Source organism: Microbacterium phycohabitans (assembly GCF_032464935.1).
GTDB lineage: Bacteria > Actinomycetota > Actinomycetes > Actinomycetales > Microbacteriaceae > Microbacterium > Microbacterium phycohabitans.
This window is the reverse complement of sequence record NZ_JAWDIT010000003.1, coordinates 1-16,235: the sequence shown is the minus strand read 5'-3', so window position 1 is coordinate 16,235 and position 16,235 is coordinate 1. Positions and strand designations below refer to the sequence as shown.

The window sequence follows — 16,235 nt, the reverse complement described above, 5'->3', positions numbered from 1 at the left end:
GGCCATGGTTCAGCCCGCCGCGCTCACGAGCTCCCGCTCGGCGCTGTCCGCGTCCGACGCGGTGTTGCGCTGCGTGCCCGTGCGTCCGGTCTCGAGCAGTTCGGCCAGGAAGGCGCCGGTGTGGCTCTCCTCGACCTTCGCGACCTGTTCGGGGGTTCCGGTCGCGACGACCGTGCCGCCTCCGGCACCACCCTCCGGACCGAGGTCGATGACCCAGTCGCTGCTCTTGATGACGTCGAGGTTGTGCTCGATGACGATGACCGTGTTGCCCTTGTCGACGAGGCCGTTCAGCACCTTGAGCAGCAGCGACACGTCTTCGAAGTGCAGACCGGTCGTGGGCTCGTCGAGCACGTAGATCGAACGGCCGTTGCTGCGGCGCTGGAGCTCGGTCGCGAGCTTGACGCGCTGCGCCTCGCCGCCCGAGAGCGTCGTGGCCGACTGACCCAGGCGGACGTAGCCGAGGCCCACGTCGACCAGGGTCTTGAGGTACCGGTGGATCGCCTGGATGGGCTCGAAGAACTCCGCGGCCTCCGAGATCGGCATCTCGAGCACCTCGGCGATGTTCTTGCCCTTGTAGTGCACCGAGAGGGTGTCGCGGTTGTACCGCTTGCCGTGGCACACCTCGCAGTCGACGTACACGTCGGGGAGGAAGTTCATCTCGATCTTGAGGGTGCCGTCGCCCGAGCACGCCTCGCAGCGGCCGCCCTTGACGTTGAAGCTGAAGCGCCCGGCCTGATAGCCGCGCACCTTGGCCTCGGGAGTCTCACTGAACAGCGTGCGGATGCGGTCGAACACGCCGGTGTAGGTCGCCGGGTTCGATCGCGGGGTGCGACCGATCGGCGCCTGGTCGACATGCACGACCTTGTCGAGGTTGTCGAGACCGGTCACGCGCGTGTGCTTGCCCGGGACCCGGCGCGCGCCGTTGAGCTTGGAGGCGAGGACCTCGTACAGGATGCCGTTCACGAGCGTCGACTTGCCGGAACCGCTCACACCGGTGACCGAGGTGAGCACGCCCAACGGGAAGTCGACCGTGACGTTCTGCAGGTTGTTCTCGCGCGCACCCACGACCGTGACCTGCCGCTTCTTGTCGATCTTCCGGCGCTTCTTCGGCGCCTCGATCGCGCGACGACCCGAGAGGTAGGCGCCCGTGAGCGAGCGATCGTCGGTGAGCAGTTCGGCGAGGGGGCCGGAGTGCACGACGTTGCCGCCGTCGACGCCCGCGCGGGGTCCGATGTCGACGACCCAGTCGGCCGCGTGGATGGTCTCCTCGTCGTGCTCGACGACGATGAGGGTGTTGCCGAGATCGCGCAGCGTCTCGAGCGTCTGGATCAGGCGGCGGTTGTCGCGCTGGTGGAGTCCGATCGACGGCTCATCGAGCACGTAGAGCACGCCCGTGAGCCCCGAACCGATCTGGGTCGCCAAGCGGATGCGCTGGGCCTCGCCACCGGACAGCGTGCCGGCCGCGCGACCGAGGCTCAGGTAGTTCAGGCCCACCTGCAGCAGGAAGTCGAGCCGCGCTCGGATCTCGCGCAAGACCGCGGCGGCTATCGTGGCTTCGCGATCGGTGAGCGTGAGGTTGGCGAAGAACTCGCGCGCGTCGGCGAGGCTCATCCGCGAGGCGGCCGCGATCGAGGTGTCGTCGACGAGAACCGCGAGGACCTCGGGCTTGAGACGGTCACCGTCGCAGACTGCGCAGGGGACCTCACGCAGGTACTCCGACCAGCGCTGACGCTGCGTGTCGGACTCGGCCTGCAGGTACTGGCGCTCGATGTAGGGCACCACTCCCTCGAAACCGGAGGAATAGCGCATCTCGCGGCCGTAACGGTTCTTCCACTTGACCGTGACCTTGTAGTTCTCGCCGCGCAGAACCGCCTGCTGCACGTCTTTCGACAGCTTTTTCCACGGGGTGTCGAGCGAGAAGTCGAGGTCGCGCGCGAGGCCCTCGAGCAGCCGCTCGTAGTACTGGAACAGGCCCTTGCCCTGCGTGGTCCACGGCAGGATCGCCCCGTCGCGGATCGAGAGCTCCTCGTCGCCGAGCATGAGGTCGACATCGACCGACATGCGGGTGCCGAGACCCGAGCAGACCGGGCACGCCCCGAACGGGGCGTTGAACGAGAAGGTGCGCGGCTCGATCTCGGTCAGCTGCAGCGGGTGCCCGTTGGGGCAGGCCAGCTTCTCGGAGAACGACTGCCAGGCGTCGTCGCCCTCTTCGTCGACGTAGTTGACCTGCATGATGCCGCCGGCCAGGCCCATCGCCGTCTCGACCGAATCGGTCACGCGGCTGAGGATGTCTCCGGATGCCACGAGCCGGTCGACCACGACCGCGATGTCGTGCTTGTAGCTCTTCTTCAGTGTCGGCGGCTCCGACAGCTGCACGAGGTCGCCGTCGACGACCGCGCGGGCGTAGCCCTTGGCGCTCAGCTCTTTGAAGAGGTCGACGAACTCGCCCTTCTTCTGCGTGACCACCGGCGCGACGATCTGATAGCGCGTGCGCTCGGGCAGCTCCATGAGCTGGTCGGCGATCTGCTGCACGGTCTGCCGCTGGATGCGCGCCCCGCAGTCGGGGCAGTGGGGCACGCCGATCCGCGCCCACAGCAGACGCATGTAGTCGTGGATCTCGGTGATCGTGCCGACCGTCGAGCGCGGGTTGCGGTTGGTCGACTTCTGGTCGATCGACACCGCGGGGCTCAGGCCCTCGATGAAGTCGACGTCGGGGCGGTCGACCTGCCCGAGGAACTGGCGCGCGTAGGCGCTCAGCGACTCGACGTACCGCCGCTGACCCTCCGCGAAGATCGTGTCGAAGGCCAGGCTCGACTTGCCCGAGCCCGAGAGCCCCGTGAAGACGACCAGCGAATCGCGCGGGATGTCGAGGTCGACGTCCTTGAGGTTGTGGACGCGCGCACCCCGGACGCTGAGCTTGCCGCTGTTGGCGGAATTCGCGGACGACGAGGGCGAAGAGACAGGAACGATCGGCACCTGTTAAGTCTAGGTCGACCCTCCGACATCGGCCCCGGGTTCGCCCCGAGCGCACGGATGTGCGAGGCTCCCGCCCTGCTCGGGCCGCGGGACGGGCTCGGCCGGACGACTCCCGACCCGCCGCGTCCGGTCGGACGCTTCGGCGGAGGACGGCCGTGTCCCGTCACCGGCGGTCCGAGGCCCCCGTCTCGGCCGATGTCCCGCATCGCGGAGAGGCGCCATCGGACCGCGAGACGACGACGACGTCGCTCAGTCGCGCACGGGCGCCGCGAACGGAGCGAGACCGTCGCGCAGGGCGATGAGCGAATGCTCGTCGGCGCCGACGCGCTGCATGATCTTCCCCGGCACCTCGAGCGCCGCAGCGCGCAGCGCCCGCCCCTCGTCGGTGAGGTCGATGTCGAGGACCCGCTCGTCGTCGGCACGACGCCGGCGCACCACCCGCCCCTGCGCCTCGAGACGCTTCACCAGGGGCGAGAGGGTCGCCGGCTCCATGGCGAGTTCCGCGGCCAGCGCTCCCAGCGACCTCGGGGCGCTCTCCCACAGGGCGAGCATCACAAGATACTGCGGGTGCGTCAGCCCGAGAGGCTCGAGCACGGGCCGATAGATCGCCACCACGTTCCGCGCCGCGGTGACGAGGGCGAAGCACACCTGATTCTCCAGCTTGAGGGGATCGTCCATCGCCTCCTCCTTCGAATAGTTAGTACACTAATGATCATGACACGAAAGGATGCCGATCGCCCATCCCTCCGCGCACGCGTGCGCGAGGCCGGCGGCTGGTACCAGTACCTCAACACCCGACTGATCCGCGTCGCGGGACCGGCATCCGTCGGCCCGTACGAGACCACGCCCGAGCCCTTGCGCACGGGACGCCCGTGCCCCCTGTGCGGCCACGCGATGGCCGAGCACACGGTCGACCGGACTGGCCCCAAGCCGCTCCTGCACTGCCCCTGACGGCGGCGACTCCTCGCTGCCGCCCGCGTCATCCCAGCCGCGGACGCCCGTGCGCATCCAACGGCCACCCGGGATTAACCGCGACCTCCCACGGGTGGCCGTCGGGATCGACGAAGACGCCGGAATAGCCGCCCCAAGCCATGGGAGCGCCGCCTCGCGCGAGTCTCGCCCCGGCTGATCGGGCCGCCTCCAGGATCGCGTCGACCTCGGCCTCGGTACCGACGTTGTGCGCCAGGGTGACGCCTCCCCACCCGCCCCCGTCCATGACCTGCGAATCCTCGGCCAGGGCGTCCCGCGCCCAGAGCGCGACGACGAGCCCGCCGGTGTCGTAGAAGGCCACCTCACCGTCGACGGAGGCCGGGTGAGGATGCCAGCCGAGTGCGCCGTAGAAGGTGACCGCCCGGGTGAGATCACGCACGCCGAGGGTGATCAGTGTGACGCGCTGCTCCATCGGTCGTCCTTCCCCGGGTCAGGCGCGCCCGGCCCGCTCTTCCCCGGGTCAGGCGTGCCCGGCCCGCTCCATCGCGCGCAGCTCCTTCTTCATGTCCTGCACCTCATCGCGCAGACGCCCCGCCAACTCGAACTTGAGCTCGGCGGCGGCGGCGAGCATCTGCTGGGTGAGGTCGGCGATCGTGGACTCGAGCTGATCCGCACCTTCGGCCGCGATCCCCGTGCGCCGCAGCGACGGCGTCGGCGACTTGCCCTTGCCCGCCTTGTCGTTGCGGGCGAGCAGCTTCTTGGTGTCCGTCGCCTCGCGGTTGAGCACCTCGGTGATGTCGGCGATCTTCTTCCGCAGCGGCTGCGGATCGATGCCGTGCTCGGTGTTGTACGCGATCTGCTTCTCGCGCCGACGTTCCGTCTCGTCGATGGCGTTGCGCATCGAATCGGTGATCTTGTCGGCGTACATGTGCACCTCGCCCGAGACGTTTCGCGCCGCACGGCCGATCGTCTGGATGAGGGAGGTCCCGCTGCGCAGGAATCCCTCCTTGTCGGCGTCGAGGATCGCCACGAGCGAGACTTCGGGGAGGTCGAGACCCTCGCGCAGCAGGTTGATGCCGACGAGCACGTCGTAGACCCCGGCTCGCAGCTCCGTCAGCAGCTCGACGCGTCGCAGGGTGTCGACATCCGAGTGCAGGTACCTCACGCGCACGCCGTGCTCGCCGAGGAAGTCGGTGAGCTCCTCCGCCATCTTCTTGGTGAGGGTGGTGACGAGCACGCGCTCGTCGCGCTCGACGCGCACCCGGATCTCCTCGAGCAGGTCGTCGATCTGCCCCTTCGAGGGCTTGACGATGATCTCGGGATCGACCAGCCCGGTGGGCCGGATGATCTGCTCCACGACGCCGTCGGCGATCCCCATCTCGTAGCGCCCCGGGGTGGCCGAGAGGTAGACCGTCTGCCCCACGCGCTCCTTGAACTCGTCCCAGCGCAGCGGACGGTTGTCCATGGCGCTGGGCAGGCGGAAGCCGTGCTCGACGAGCGTTCGCTTGCGCGACGCGTCGCCCTCGTACATCGCACCGATCTGCGGAACGGTCACGTGCGACTCGTCGATCACGAGGAGGAAGTCGTCGGGGAAGAAGTCGAGCAGCGTGTGCGGCGGGTCGCCCGCCATGCGGCCGTCCATGTGGCGCGAGTAGTTCTCGATGCCCGAGCAGAAGCCCAGCTGCTGCAGCATCTCGAGGTCGAAAGTCGTGCGCATGCGCAGCCGCTGCGCCTCGAGCAGCTTGTTCTGCGACTCGAGCTCCTTCAGGCGCTCGGCGAGTTCGTGCTCGATGGTGCCGATCGCCCGCTGCACCGTCTCCGTGCCCGCGACGTAGTGCGACGCGGGGAAGATCGGCACCGAGTCCATCTTCTCGATGACGTCGCCCGTCAGCGGATGCAGGGTGTACAGCGCCTCGATCTCGTCACCGAACATCTCGATGCGGATCGCGTACTCCTCGTAGACCGGGATGATCTCGATCGTGTCGCCCCGCACGCGGAAGTTGCCGCGGGAGAAGTCGACGTCGTTGCGGTTGTACTGCATCGAGATGAACTTGCGGATGAGCGCGTCGCGGTCGTACCGCTCGCCCACCTGCAGGGCCACCATGGCGCGCAGGTATTCCTCGGGCGCACCGAGGCCGTAAATGCACGAGACCGTCGAGACCACGACGACGTCGCGACGCGAGAGCAGCGAGTTGGTCGTCGAGTGACGCAGCCGCTCGACCTCGGCGTTGATCGAGCTGTCTTTCTCGATGAACGTATCGGTCTGCGGCACGTAGGCCTCGGGCTGGTAGTAGTCGTAGTACGACACGAAGTACTCGACCGCGTTGTTCGGCATGAGCTCGCGGAACTCGTTCGCCAGCTGCGCGGCGAGGGTCTTGTTGTGCGCCAGGACGAGCGTCGGGCGCTGCACCTGCTCGACGAGCCAGGCCGTGGTCGCGGACTTGCCCGTTCCGGTGGCGCCGAGCAGCACGACGTCGGTCTCGCCCGCATTGATGCGCCCGGCGAGCGCTGCGATGGCCTGCGGCTGATCGCCGGACGGGGAGTATTCGCTGATGACCTCGAAAGGACGGACGGAGCGAGTGGGCTGCATGATTCCAGCGTAGGCGGGGCCTCCGACATCGGGGTCGGCTTGCGTTCGCCGTCCGCGAGCACAAAGCCTTCCTCAGCTCATCGACGCGTCGACGAGCCGGCCGCGACCCCGGTCACGCGGTCGGGGAGATCCGCGCCCAGAGGTCGTCGACCTGCCGCCGCGTGGCATCCATCGTCGTGGCGGTGTCGATCACCACGTCCGCCAGCGCCAGCCGCTCCTCGTCGGAGGCCTGCGAGCCGATGCGGGCACGGGCGTCGGCCTCGTTGAGACCGCGATCGTCGATGAGACGCCGAACGCGCGTCTCGACCGGAGCGTGCGCGACGATCACCAGGTCCCAGGCGTCGCCGGCGCGCGCCTCCGCGAGCAGCGGGACGTCGTAGACCACCACGGTCCGCGGGTCCCGGGCGAACGCCTCGTCGAAACGCCTCTGCGACTCGGCCTTCACCGCGGGGTGCACCAACGCGTTCAGAGTGGCCAGCCGGTCGGGATGACCGAACACGCGCGCTCCGAGACCGGGCCGGTCCAGCGCACCGTCGGCGGTGAGCACCTCGTCTCCGAACTCCCGGGCGATCGCGGCGAGCACGGCCGAGCCGGGCGCCTGCACCTCCCGCACGATCGCGTCGGCGTCGACGACGACCGCGCCGCGCTCGGCCAAGAGGGCGGAGATGGTGGACTTGCCGGAGGCGATCCCACCCGTCAGCGCGAGAAGAGGCACCCGAAGAGGATGCCATACCGCGCCGCCGCCGGCACCCCCGCGCGCCGCCGCGCGGCGTCGTCTACGATTCCTCACAGGTGGGAACGCTCTCTCCCTCCCGACGAAAGCTCCGCCATGCCCGATACCCGCACCACGGTGGTGATCGAGGACGACCTCGACATCCGCACGCTCGTGTCCGCCGTGCTCGAGAGCGCGGGGTTCACGGTGCACGCCGCGAGCACCGGGCTCGACGGCATCGAACTGGTCCGCCGGCACGAACCGGTGGTCACGACTCTCGACGTGAGCATGCCGGGCATCGACGGTTTCGAGACCGCGCGGCGCATCAGGGCATTCAGCGACACGCGCATCCTGATGGTGAGCGCTCGCGCCGATGAGGCGGAGCAGCGCATGGGACGCGAGGCCGGCGCGGACGACTACCTGACCAAGCCGTTCCGCCCGCGCGAGCTGCGCCGGCGCGTCGAAGACCTCGCCGCGGACGCGGGCTCCTGACCGGGCCCTCACCCGATCCGGAAGGACTGCTCCCCCGTCGCGGCGGCCCGCGCGGCCGCTTCGTCGGCCCGCAGCGTGAGCGCCTGCGAGTCGTACCCGTGATCCGCCGTGACCGCGACACCGACGCCGACCACGGGCACCACCGAGATGCTCAAGTGCGAGAGATCGCTCACGACGCTGTCGTGCAGCGCGCGCGCGACGCGCCCGATGTCGGTCGTCGGTCCGGTCGTGAACGCGACCGCGAGGCCGGTCGTGTCGGCCTCCCCCACCAGCGCCATCGTGGGCGAGTACCGGCGGACCGCGCGGCGCAGCTCCCGAGCGATCTGTTCCGCGTCGTCCGGGCCGAACGCCACGGCGACCCGCCGCAGATCGTCGATGCGGATGCCGATCACGCAGACGCCCTCGCCGGCGAGCTCGGCCCGCCCGCAGACGATGGCGAGCGTGGCCTCGAACGACTCGCGGAACAGCACGCCGTTGGCATCCACCGACAGTCGGCGGACGTCGGGTGAACCGCGCAGGGTCGACTCGTTCGCCCGGAGCACCGAGGTCACCGTCACCGCCGCGATCACGAGGGTGATCGTCAGCAACGCCGACACCCGGGTGTCGAAAACCGTGCGGAACAGCTCGCTGTCCGGCCCGCTCGCGAGGAACACCCCCGTGCGGCTGACGAACCAGACCGCTTCGATGGCCAGGATGATCGTCAGGCCCACCGTGCTCCAGCGCCGGCCGATGGCGCCGCGTCGCGTCTCGACCGCCCCGAGGACGGCGAACAGCGCGTTGCCCAGGAAGAACGGGATGGCACCGGCCCAGTCGCCTCCCGCCGGACCGGCCGCGAGGGCCGACACGATCACGAGCAGCACGACGGCGCCGAGGAGGATCGCGGACCCTCGCAGGGCGCGGCCGTTGAAGGCGACGCACCCCAGCCAGATGAACCCCGTCGCCGCGACGAACGCGCCGTTGCCCACGGCCACCGCCACGAAGACATCGGGCAGCAGCAGCCAGGCGATGTAGCAGAGCGCGGAGAAGGTGCCCGCGAGGTAGGCGCCGGACCAGAGGCGCCCGGGCAGGCCGTCCTTGAGCATGATCGTGTCGAGCAGGTACATGACCGCGGAGACCACGATGACGAGGGCTGCCGAGGCCTGCAGCGTCAGGACGTCGAAGATCATTCGCCCTCCCGGGGATTTCGCGGAAGGCGCACCGTGAACACGGCGCCCTCGCCCCGAGCGGTCCGCACGGTGATCTCGCCGCCGTGGGCGCGCGCGAGGTCACGGCTGATCGCCAGGCCGAGGCCGCTGCCGTGCGCCGAGGAGTTGCGGACGGCATCCCCGCGGAAGAAGCGCTCGAAGAGGCGGCCCTGCTCGGCGACGGAGATCCCGGGCCCGTTGTCGGCCACGAGGATCGAGACCGAATGCAGGTCCTGTTGCACCGACACGCTCACCGCCGCGCCGCGGGGGATGTACTTGATGGCATTCGACAGGAGGTTGTCGACGATCTGCCGCACGCGGCGCGCGTCGATCACCGCTCGCGCCTCGACGACGCCGGAGGCATCGATGTGCACACCGTGATCCACGGCGCGCGGGGCGATCGACTCGATCGCCGCCCGGACCACCGCCGCCACATCCGTCGCGCGCAGTTCGAGCTCGACCCCCACCCCCTCGCGGGAGGTGGCCGACAGGGCGAGGATGTCGGCGACCAGCTCCAGCAGACGCGACGCGTTGCGCTCGGCCACCGCCAGCCTGTCGCGGGTCGCGGGAGCGATGGAGGGGTCGTCGAGGGCGAGCTCGAGGTAGCCGATGATCGAGGTGAGCGGGGTGCGCAGTTCATGCGACACGCTCGCGACGAGGTCCTCCCGTGCACGACGCGCCTGCTCCTCGACCGTGACGTCCCGCGAGACGATGACCCCGCTGATCTCGCCGTTCTCGGCCGCCGGCAGGCGGCGCGCCGTGACGCTCAACGCGCGCCGGTCTTCTCCGGGTCCGCCGTACCAGACCATCTCGCCCTCGAAGACCTCACCGGCCCGCGCGCGGGCGAGGGGCGTCGAATCCGCCGCGATAAGGGTCGATCCGTCGGCGGCGAAGACCTCGATCTCACGTCCCAGCACGTCGGTGGTGGCCAGCAGGCGGGCGTGGGCGGCGTTCGTGACCGCGAACTCGCCGGCCGCCGTGACGCGGGTGACGCCGAAGTCGACGGCATCCAGCACCTCGGTGACCAGATCCTCCTGCCGACGCGCGCGCTCCACGGCGCGGCGGAGCTCCGCCGACTGCTTCTCCAGGAGCTCCCGCTGCGCCTGCGCGCGACGCGCGGTGAAGTGGGCGATCGTCGACAGCGCCGCGACGACGAAGGGCAGCAGCAGCGTCGACGCGGTGAAGCGCTGCAGGTCGACCGCCATGGATTGGTGGAACATCACGATCGTCACCGAGACCGAGACCGCGACGATGCCCCGTACCCCGAAGACCGTCCCGATCCACAGGGCCGGGAAGGTCCACAGCAGCCCGAGCCCCGCCAGCGGCGCGCTCTCGCGCATGAGGGCGATGGCCACGACGTCGACGATGGGGAGCAGAGCCGCCCACACCTGCGGCACACGGTCCCACGGGAGGAGGACCGCCGAGATGGCACCCGCGAAGAGCAGGGCGGCGCCGGCGAGGAATCGGCTGGGATCGATCACGTGCTCGACCGAGATCGACACCAGGATGCCGATGAACGCCGCCGCGGCCAGGAGCATCTGGTTCGCCACGATGCTGCGCCGCAGGCCGAGGCGCACTCGGGAGATGCGGGGCGCCATGGCCTCGACGATATCGTTCCGCGGGTCCACGACCGTGCGATCCGACCGCGGCACGCCGACGTCGGGCACCGGCGCGGCGCTCACGGATCAGAAACCGAAGTCGCCTCCGCCGAAGTCCCCTCCCCCGAAGCCTCCGCCCTCGAAGCCCCCGACGTCCCCTCCGCCCGTGTCGGCCGCAGCATCCGCTCCGGATCCATCCGCTCCGGCATCCGCGGCGACGCCGTCCGCGTAGCCCGCGTCGTATCCGGGATCGAACATCGCACCCACGAGCGCCGAGCCCACGACGTAGCCGCCGATGGTGCCGAGCATCGACGCACCGAGCATCGATCCGAAGCCCGGTCCGGCGCCGCCGCCGAAGGAGCGACCGCCGAAGGTCCGCTCCATGAAGCCGGGCTGCGAGTACTCCGCGCGCGTCGCCGCGCGGGCGAGTGCGCGGGGGTCGTCGCTCGCCGGCCGCTCCGACGGCGTCAATCCCGACGACATCTCGTCGAGCACCTGGCGGCGCTGCGCCGGCGTGAGTCGACCGAAGGCCTCGGCGTGCACCTGCTCGACCGTCTCGGGAGGCGCGGTGCGCAGCAGATAGCGGTAGCGCTCGATCGCCCGCTGGTCGTCTTCGGTTCCGGATGCCGCCGAGGGTGCTGCCGCGGGAGGCGGCGGCGCGTAGCGTCCCTCTGCGTCGCGCATCCCGCTCGCCTGACCGCGCGAGGCGGGTGCCGCGGCGCGGTCGGTGCGGTCGTCCCCCGACCCGAACAGTCGATCGAATAGTCCCATGCCTTGGCCTCTCTCGTCCTCGACCCCACGCTACGGCGGGGATCGCGTGGGAGGGAGGGGTTGCCCGTGCGCTCACCGCGTCGTACACCCGTGAAGACGTCATCCGCGACGGGCGATGGCCTCGCTCGTCCACCGTGCGTACAGCGCCCACGGGTCGTCGACGCCCGCCGCCAACGCGGCGACGTGCGCGTCGAGAGCGGCGCTGCGCCGGAACCACTCCGTGCGGCCGAACCTCTCGTCGGCGAACTGCCGGTGACGGCGCTGCTCGACGAGACGGTCCCCCGGCTCGAAGGCGAGCAGCTCGTCGTGCCACACGGCGGCGAGGCGCTGCCGGGGTCGTGCGCTCGTCCCGATCTTGATGCGGTCGTCGAACCTCAGGTAGTAGACGACGTCGACCCGGGGCGGCGGGAGCTCGTCGTCGACGGGCTCGCCGTGGCGCCATTCGCACACGGCGCACAACCATCCGCTCGGCCACCGCACGCCCAGACGCGACCCGCACAGGCGGCACGGCGCCGGCAGCAGGTCGGTGACGCCGTCGGTCTCCGCCGCCCACTCCGCCCCGACCGCGAGATGCCACGTGCACACCGAGACAGGTGCGTCCGGGGCGACGCCCCGGCCGCAGCCGGGCACGAGACAGACGACGGTGGGCACGGGCACACACTACGCCCGGCCTCCGACATCGCCCGCGCGACACCGCCCGCCCGACAGACGCACGGCGGGGAGCACGGCCGCAGGACCGCCGCTCCCCGCCGCGACTCAGTCCTCGGTTTCGGGGGCGTCGAGCACCAGGAAGAGTCCCGCGTAGGGCCCGAGCTCGAGCGAGAAGCTCTGCAGCTCGTCGACGCGACCGACGACGTCGCCCGTCGCCGCGTCCACCGCTGTGCTCTGCGGCACCAGGAACTCCGAGCGCACGGTGCCCTCGATGGTCTCGCCCGAGAAGTTGAGCACCGTGATCTGCAGCGGAGCGTCCTCGGCGCGGCGGTCTCCCCCGTCGAGCCGGTGCACCATCACGAGCATGCTGGGGTGTCCCACCTGGGGGATGTCGACCTGCGTCGCGATGGCGATCCCGTGGTCGCCGCGGATGCGGAGCACGTCGCGGAGCCCCGACAGGAACGACTCCGGGTTGGCCTGCTGATCACCCAGCGATCCGTACAGCGAGCGGGCCCGCGGCATCCCCGACACCGAGGAGACGGCCTCGGGAGCCACGTCGAGCAGGTCGTGGCCGCCCCGCTCGATCCACCGGGTGTCTCCCGACGCGATGAGGTGCCGCACGTCGTCCGCGGGAAGGGTGAGCGAACCCGTGAGGTCCCACCCCGAGAGCGCGAACACCCCCGGCTGCCACGAGTTGTACTTCGCCAGCAGCAGGTGCGCATCGCGGATCGCGGGGATGTCCGCCTCGGTGATCTCGTCGAGGGTCGCCTTCCCCTGCGTCGCGGCAATGAGGGATGCCGTGGTGCACGCGATGCCGTTCTGCGTGAAGACGAGGTTGTAGTCCGCCTCGATCGTGAGCTTCTGGGTCAGATCGGCCCGCACCATCTCGGCGATCTCGCCCCCGGTGTGCTCGTCGTGGCGGAACGGGTAGACGGTGTCGCGGTGCGTCGTGGCCCAGTGCACGAGTTCGTAGGTGAGCTCGTCGTGATTCTGCATCCCGTGCACGAGCTGCACCGGCTCGACGCCGGTCTCGAGGGCGGTGTTCAGGGCGAGGCGCAGGAACTCGGTGTTCGCCGTCGCGAGCGCGTGGTGGTACCCGGGACGCGTGACGAAGTCGTACGACAGATCGGCGCCGACCGCGCCCGTGTCGCGGATGTCCTCCATCGTCAGATTCAGCTCCTGGAACGTGAACCCGCCGACCTTGCGCACCATGCCGGCGATGATGTGGTTCGCCGCGTGCGAGAGGGGGTGTCCCTCCGACCAGGCCGGCAGTCCTTCCGCGCTCTTCTCGACGCCGAGGAAGCCGTTGGCGTCCAGTCGCAGCGCACTCGTGCCGAGGTCGCCGAGCGAGTGCAGGGCGTCGCCGATGACCAGGCGCATGCCCGCGAACGTGGGGTCGAGCCAGTTGATGGAGGGCTGACCCTCCTTGAAGTAGTGCAGGTAGACCCAGCGGCGTTCCAAACCATCGGTGCCGACCACGGGCGCCGTGGCGCTCCAGTTGGTCTCCTTCACGCCGGGCGTGTAGAAGATCACGCGCTGCAGCTCGCCGATGATGTACCCGCGTGCGCTCAGCTCCCGCTCGGTCTCCGCGTCGAGGTTCACGGAGTCACGACCGGCCGGGACCTCCGGCAGCAGGGCCCAGTCCTCGCGCGGGATCTCGACCATGTGGTAGATCCCGGGGTAGTCCTTGTACGCCATCTCGGCGAGGCGGAAGTCCGCCCCCTTGCCGGTGTGCCCGGGCACGATGTCGTCGATGACGCTCCCCCCGTGCGACTCGGCCACGTCCGCGACCCGACGGAACGCGTTCTCGTCGCCGAACTCGGGATCGATCTGGGTGCTGATGCGGTCGAAGTGCCCGTCGACGCTGGGCGTCTCCTGCCAGCCCGTGATGCCGCCCGCCCGCTTCACCGGACCGGTGTGGATGCCGTTGATGCCCACCCACTCGAACGCTTCCCACAGCGCCTCGTCGCCCAGCGCGTCGAGGAACGATTCCCCCGGGCGGGTGATGAGCGAGATGGGATAGGCGGTGAACCAGACGTCGGTCGACTCGATCGCCCGACGGGCATCCGGTCGCGCGTACGGGTTCCGCCACATCGACGGCTGCCCCGACAGCTGGCGGCTGAGCACGTCGGCGTCCTTCAGCATCGACTGCCGCACCAGCCACTCCACGTACGACGGGTTGCCGCCGTTGGCGTTGCGCGGGTCGGTGAGGAAGCGCCGCAGGGTCCCGCCCCGGAACTGATCCCGGGGGCGCAGCCGGCGCGGACGCGCGGGATAGCGCTGTTCGTCGTAGCTGATCTCGGTGACGGTCTCGCCCACCTCATCGATGTCGCCCGCGGCAGCAGCCTGCTGCGCGTCGACCAGTTCGTCATCCGTCATGGTGCGCTCATCGGCGTCGTCCACTCCCGACCTCCCTCACGTCACCCTCGACGCTAGTCGGTCTCCTCCCTCTCGGACGTGGGCATTGACCTGCGGACGCCGCGTGTCGATGATCCGGCGCGAACGCTCAGGCGGTCGCGGTCGCGCGACCGCCACGGCGCAGAACGACGAGAGCGAGAGCGAAAGCCGCCGCGCACATCGCCAGCACCGCGGCGACAAACCACCCCCACCCCACGGCACCGAAGACGACGCCCAGCACCCACCCGAACAGACTCGAGCCCGCGTAGTAACCGAGGTAGTACAACGAAGACGCCTGCGCTCGCGCCTCCGGTGCCGCCGCGACCGGGGTCCACCCGGATGCCACCGCGTGCGCGGCGAAGAACCCGGCGGTGAACGCGATCAGGCCCGCCAGCACAGCGACGACCGCGGGCACGAGCATCAGCGCCGCCCCGGCCGCCATCACCGCGATCCCGATGGCGAGCACGGGAAGCCGGCCGTACCGCACGGCCATCGTGCCCGCCTGGGGCGACGAGAACGTCCCGGCCAGATACGCCAGGAACAACAGCGTGATCACCACGGGCGGCAGCGAGAAGGGCGCCGCACTCAGGTGGAAGCCCAGGTAGTTATAGACCGCGACGAACGCGCCCATCAGCAGGAACCCCTGCGCGTACAGTGCGAGCTGCACCGGAGACCGCAGGTTCACCGCGAGGCGCCGGAGGATCGACGGACCGCGCACCGCGCGCCGGCGGCCCGGGACGAACCCACGCGCCGCCGGGACGAGGGAGAGGAAGAGCACCGCCGCGACCACGCAGAGCAGAACGACAAATGCCACGCCCCACCGCCACCCGGCAGCCTCCCCCACCCAGCCCGACAGCACGCGACCGCTCAGACCGCCCACGGTCGTGCCCGCGATGTAGGAGCCCGCGGCCGCCGCGACGTGACGGGCGTCGACCTCCTCGCTCAGGTAGGCGAGAGCCACCGCCGGAACGGCCCCGAGAGCGGCCCCCTCGAGCAGGCGCAGGACGAGCAGGATGACGATGTCGTGCGCCAGGGGGGTCGCGGCACCGAGCATGGTCGCGGCGATGAGCCCGATCGCCATCACCGGAATGCGCCCGATGCGGTCCGCCACGATCGACCACGGAATGACCGCCGCAGCGAGCCCCAACGTGGACGCCGACACCGTGAGCGCGGCCCCGGCCGGAGCCGTACCGACGTCTTCGGCGATCGCCGGCAGTAACGCCTGCGTCGAGTACAACTGCGCGAAGGTTGCGACCCCGCCGAAGAACAGCCCGATGAGGAGCCGTCGATAGTCGCGGCTGCCCGGAAGGTGCCCCGCGAACTCACTCACTCCGTCGACATTAGCCGTCCGGGTACGACGAAGCGCCGGTACGCGTCCCCCGTGTTCACGGAGGGTGCGTACCGGCGCTGTCATCTCACGGGGAATGTCCCCGTATATGCGAAATGGCCACCCAGCGTTGGGTGGCCATTTCGTTAAAGGAAGTCCGGCGGTGTCCTACTCTCCCACAGGGTCCCCCCTGCAGTACCATCGGCGCTGAGAGGCTTAGCTTCCGGGTTCGGAATGTGACCGGGCGTTTCCCTCTCGCTATGGCCGCCGAAACACTATTGATGTTTCAAAAACCTACAACGATTTTCATTGTTGTGTTGTTCTCGACCGTACATCGAGAACCACTCAGTGGACGCAAGCACCAAAAACGGTGTGTTATCAAGTCATCGGCTTATTAGTACCGGTCAGCTTCACGTATTACTACGCTTCCACATCCGGCCTATCAACCCAGTAGTCTGGCTGGGAGCCTCTCACCCCAAAGGGCATGGAAGTCTCATCTTGAGGCCGGCTTCCCGCTTAGATGCTTTCAGCGGTTATCCATCCCGAACGTAGCTAATCAGCGGTGCTCCTGGCGGAACAACTGACACACCAGAGGTTCGTCCAACCC

Annotated in this window: 13 protein-coding genes and 2 rRNA genes; 2 read left to right on the top strand and 13 right to left on the bottom strand. The window is 69.6% G+C overall.

Annotation, left to right across the window (positions count from 1 at the left end; all coding sequences use genetic code 11):
- Positions 1 to 9: 9 nt before the first annotated feature.
- Both uvrA and RWH44_RS08685 read right to left on the bottom strand, forming a co-directional pair.
- On the bottom strand, positions 10 to 2,976 hold the full coding sequence (uvrA, locus tag RWH44_RS08690; protein ID WP_316004289.1) for an excinuclease ABC subunit UvrA: 2,967 nt from the start codon (positions 2,974 to 2,976) through the stop codon (positions 10 to 12).
- Positions 2,977 to 3,225: 249 nt separating this feature from the next.
- On the bottom strand, positions 3,226 to 3,654 hold the full coding sequence (locus RWH44_RS08685) for a MarR family winged helix-turn-helix transcriptional regulator (protein ID WP_298873093.1): 429 nt from the start codon (positions 3,652 to 3,654) through the stop codon (positions 3,226 to 3,228).
- 30 nt (positions 3,655 to 3,684) lie between these two features.
- On the opposite strand from RWH44_RS08685, the gene RWH44_RS08680 reads away from it, so the two are divergent.
- Positions 3,685 to 3,927, top strand: coding sequence for a hypothetical protein (locus RWH44_RS08680; protein WP_316004288.1), 243 nt, complete (start codon positions 3,685 to 3,687; stop codon positions 3,925 to 3,927).
- Between the two features lie 28 nt (positions 3,928 to 3,955).
- On the opposite strand, the gene RWH44_RS08675 is transcribed toward RWH44_RS08680, so the two are convergent.
- The 3 genes from RWH44_RS08675 to coaE all read right to left on the bottom strand — a co-directional run bounded on the left by RWH44_RS08675 (position 3,956) and on the right by coaE (position 7,211).
- Positions 3,956 to 4,378 carry a VOC family protein gene (locus RWH44_RS08675; RefSeq protein WP_316004287.1) on the bottom strand — a complete coding sequence of 141 codons (423 nt, stop codon included), beginning with the start codon at positions 4,376 to 4,378 and terminating at the stop codon, positions 3,956 to 3,958.
- 48 nt (positions 4,379 to 4,426) lie between these two features.
- Positions 4,427 to 6,496 carry an excinuclease ABC subunit UvrB gene (gene uvrB, locus RWH44_RS08670; RefSeq protein WP_298873098.1) on the bottom strand — a complete coding sequence of 690 codons (2,070 nt, stop codon included), beginning with the start codon at positions 6,494 to 6,496 and terminating at the stop codon, positions 4,427 to 4,429.
- A 112-nt stretch (positions 6,497 to 6,608) separates the two neighbouring features.
- The gene (gene coaE / locus RWH44_RS08665) at positions 6,609 to 7,211 is read right to left on the bottom strand and encodes a dephospho-CoA kinase (protein WP_316004286.1); all 603 of its coding nucleotides are present in this window, start codon (positions 7,209 to 7,211) and stop codon (positions 6,609 to 6,611) included.
- Between the two features lie 114 nt (positions 7,212 to 7,325).
- Here coaE and RWH44_RS08660 point away from each other — a divergent pair, with 114 nt between their 5' ends.
- Positions 7,326 to 7,700: a response regulator transcription factor gene (locus tag RWH44_RS08660; protein ID WP_298873103.1), complete on the top strand. Its 375-nt coding sequence runs from the start codon at positions 7,326 to 7,328 to the stop codon at positions 7,698 to 7,700.
- An 8-nt stretch (positions 7,701 to 7,708) separates the two neighbouring features.
- Here RWH44_RS08660 and RWH44_RS08655 read toward each other — a convergent pair whose 3' ends face one another.
- The 8 genes from RWH44_RS08655 to RWH44_RS08620 form a co-directional block, all read right to left on the bottom strand.
- Positions 7,709 to 8,866, bottom strand: coding sequence for a hypothetical protein (locus RWH44_RS08655; RefSeq protein WP_298873105.1), 1,158 nt, complete (start codon positions 8,864 to 8,866; stop codon positions 7,709 to 7,711).
- Positions 8,863 to 10,482 carry a sensor histidine kinase gene (locus RWH44_RS08650; protein ID WP_298873108.1) on the bottom strand — a complete coding sequence of 540 codons (1,620 nt, stop codon included), beginning with the start codon at positions 10,480 to 10,482 and terminating at the stop codon, positions 8,863 to 8,865. The genes RWH44_RS08655 and RWH44_RS08650 overlap by 4 nt, the downstream gene beginning before the upstream one ends.
- An 87-nt stretch (positions 10,483 to 10,569) precedes the next feature.
- A complete protein-coding gene (locus RWH44_RS08645; RefSeq protein WP_316004285.1) occupies positions 10,570 to 11,253 on the bottom strand; it encodes a hypothetical protein in 684 nt (227 codons plus the stop codon).
- Between the two features lie 99 nt (positions 11,254 to 11,352).
- Complete coding sequence (locus RWH44_RS08640) at positions 11,353 to 11,904, bottom strand: GIY-YIG nuclease family protein (protein WP_316004284.1); 552 nt, start codon at positions 11,902 to 11,904, stop codon at positions 11,353 to 11,355.
- A gap of 105 nt (positions 11,905 to 12,009) precedes the next feature.
- Positions 12,010 to 14,283 (bottom strand): maltose alpha-D-glucosyltransferase, encoded by a 2,274-nt coding sequence (gene treS / locus RWH44_RS08635; protein ID WP_437127286.1) that lies wholly within the window; start codon positions 14,281 to 14,283, stop codon positions 12,010 to 12,012.
- Between the two features lie 127 nt (positions 14,284 to 14,410).
- Positions 14,411 to 15,631 (bottom strand): MFS transporter, encoded by a 1,221-nt coding sequence (locus RWH44_RS08630; RefSeq protein ID WP_316004282.1) that lies wholly within the window; start codon positions 15,629 to 15,631, stop codon positions 14,411 to 14,413.
- A gap of 152 nt (positions 15,632 to 15,783) precedes the next feature.
- Positions 15,784 to 15,900: ribosomal RNA gene (rrf, locus tag RWH44_RS08625) — 5S ribosomal RNA — on the bottom strand.
- Between the two features lie 102 nt (positions 15,901 to 16,002).
- Positions 16,003 to 16,235 (bottom strand): 23S ribosomal RNA (locus RWH44_RS08620); the annotation flags it as partial.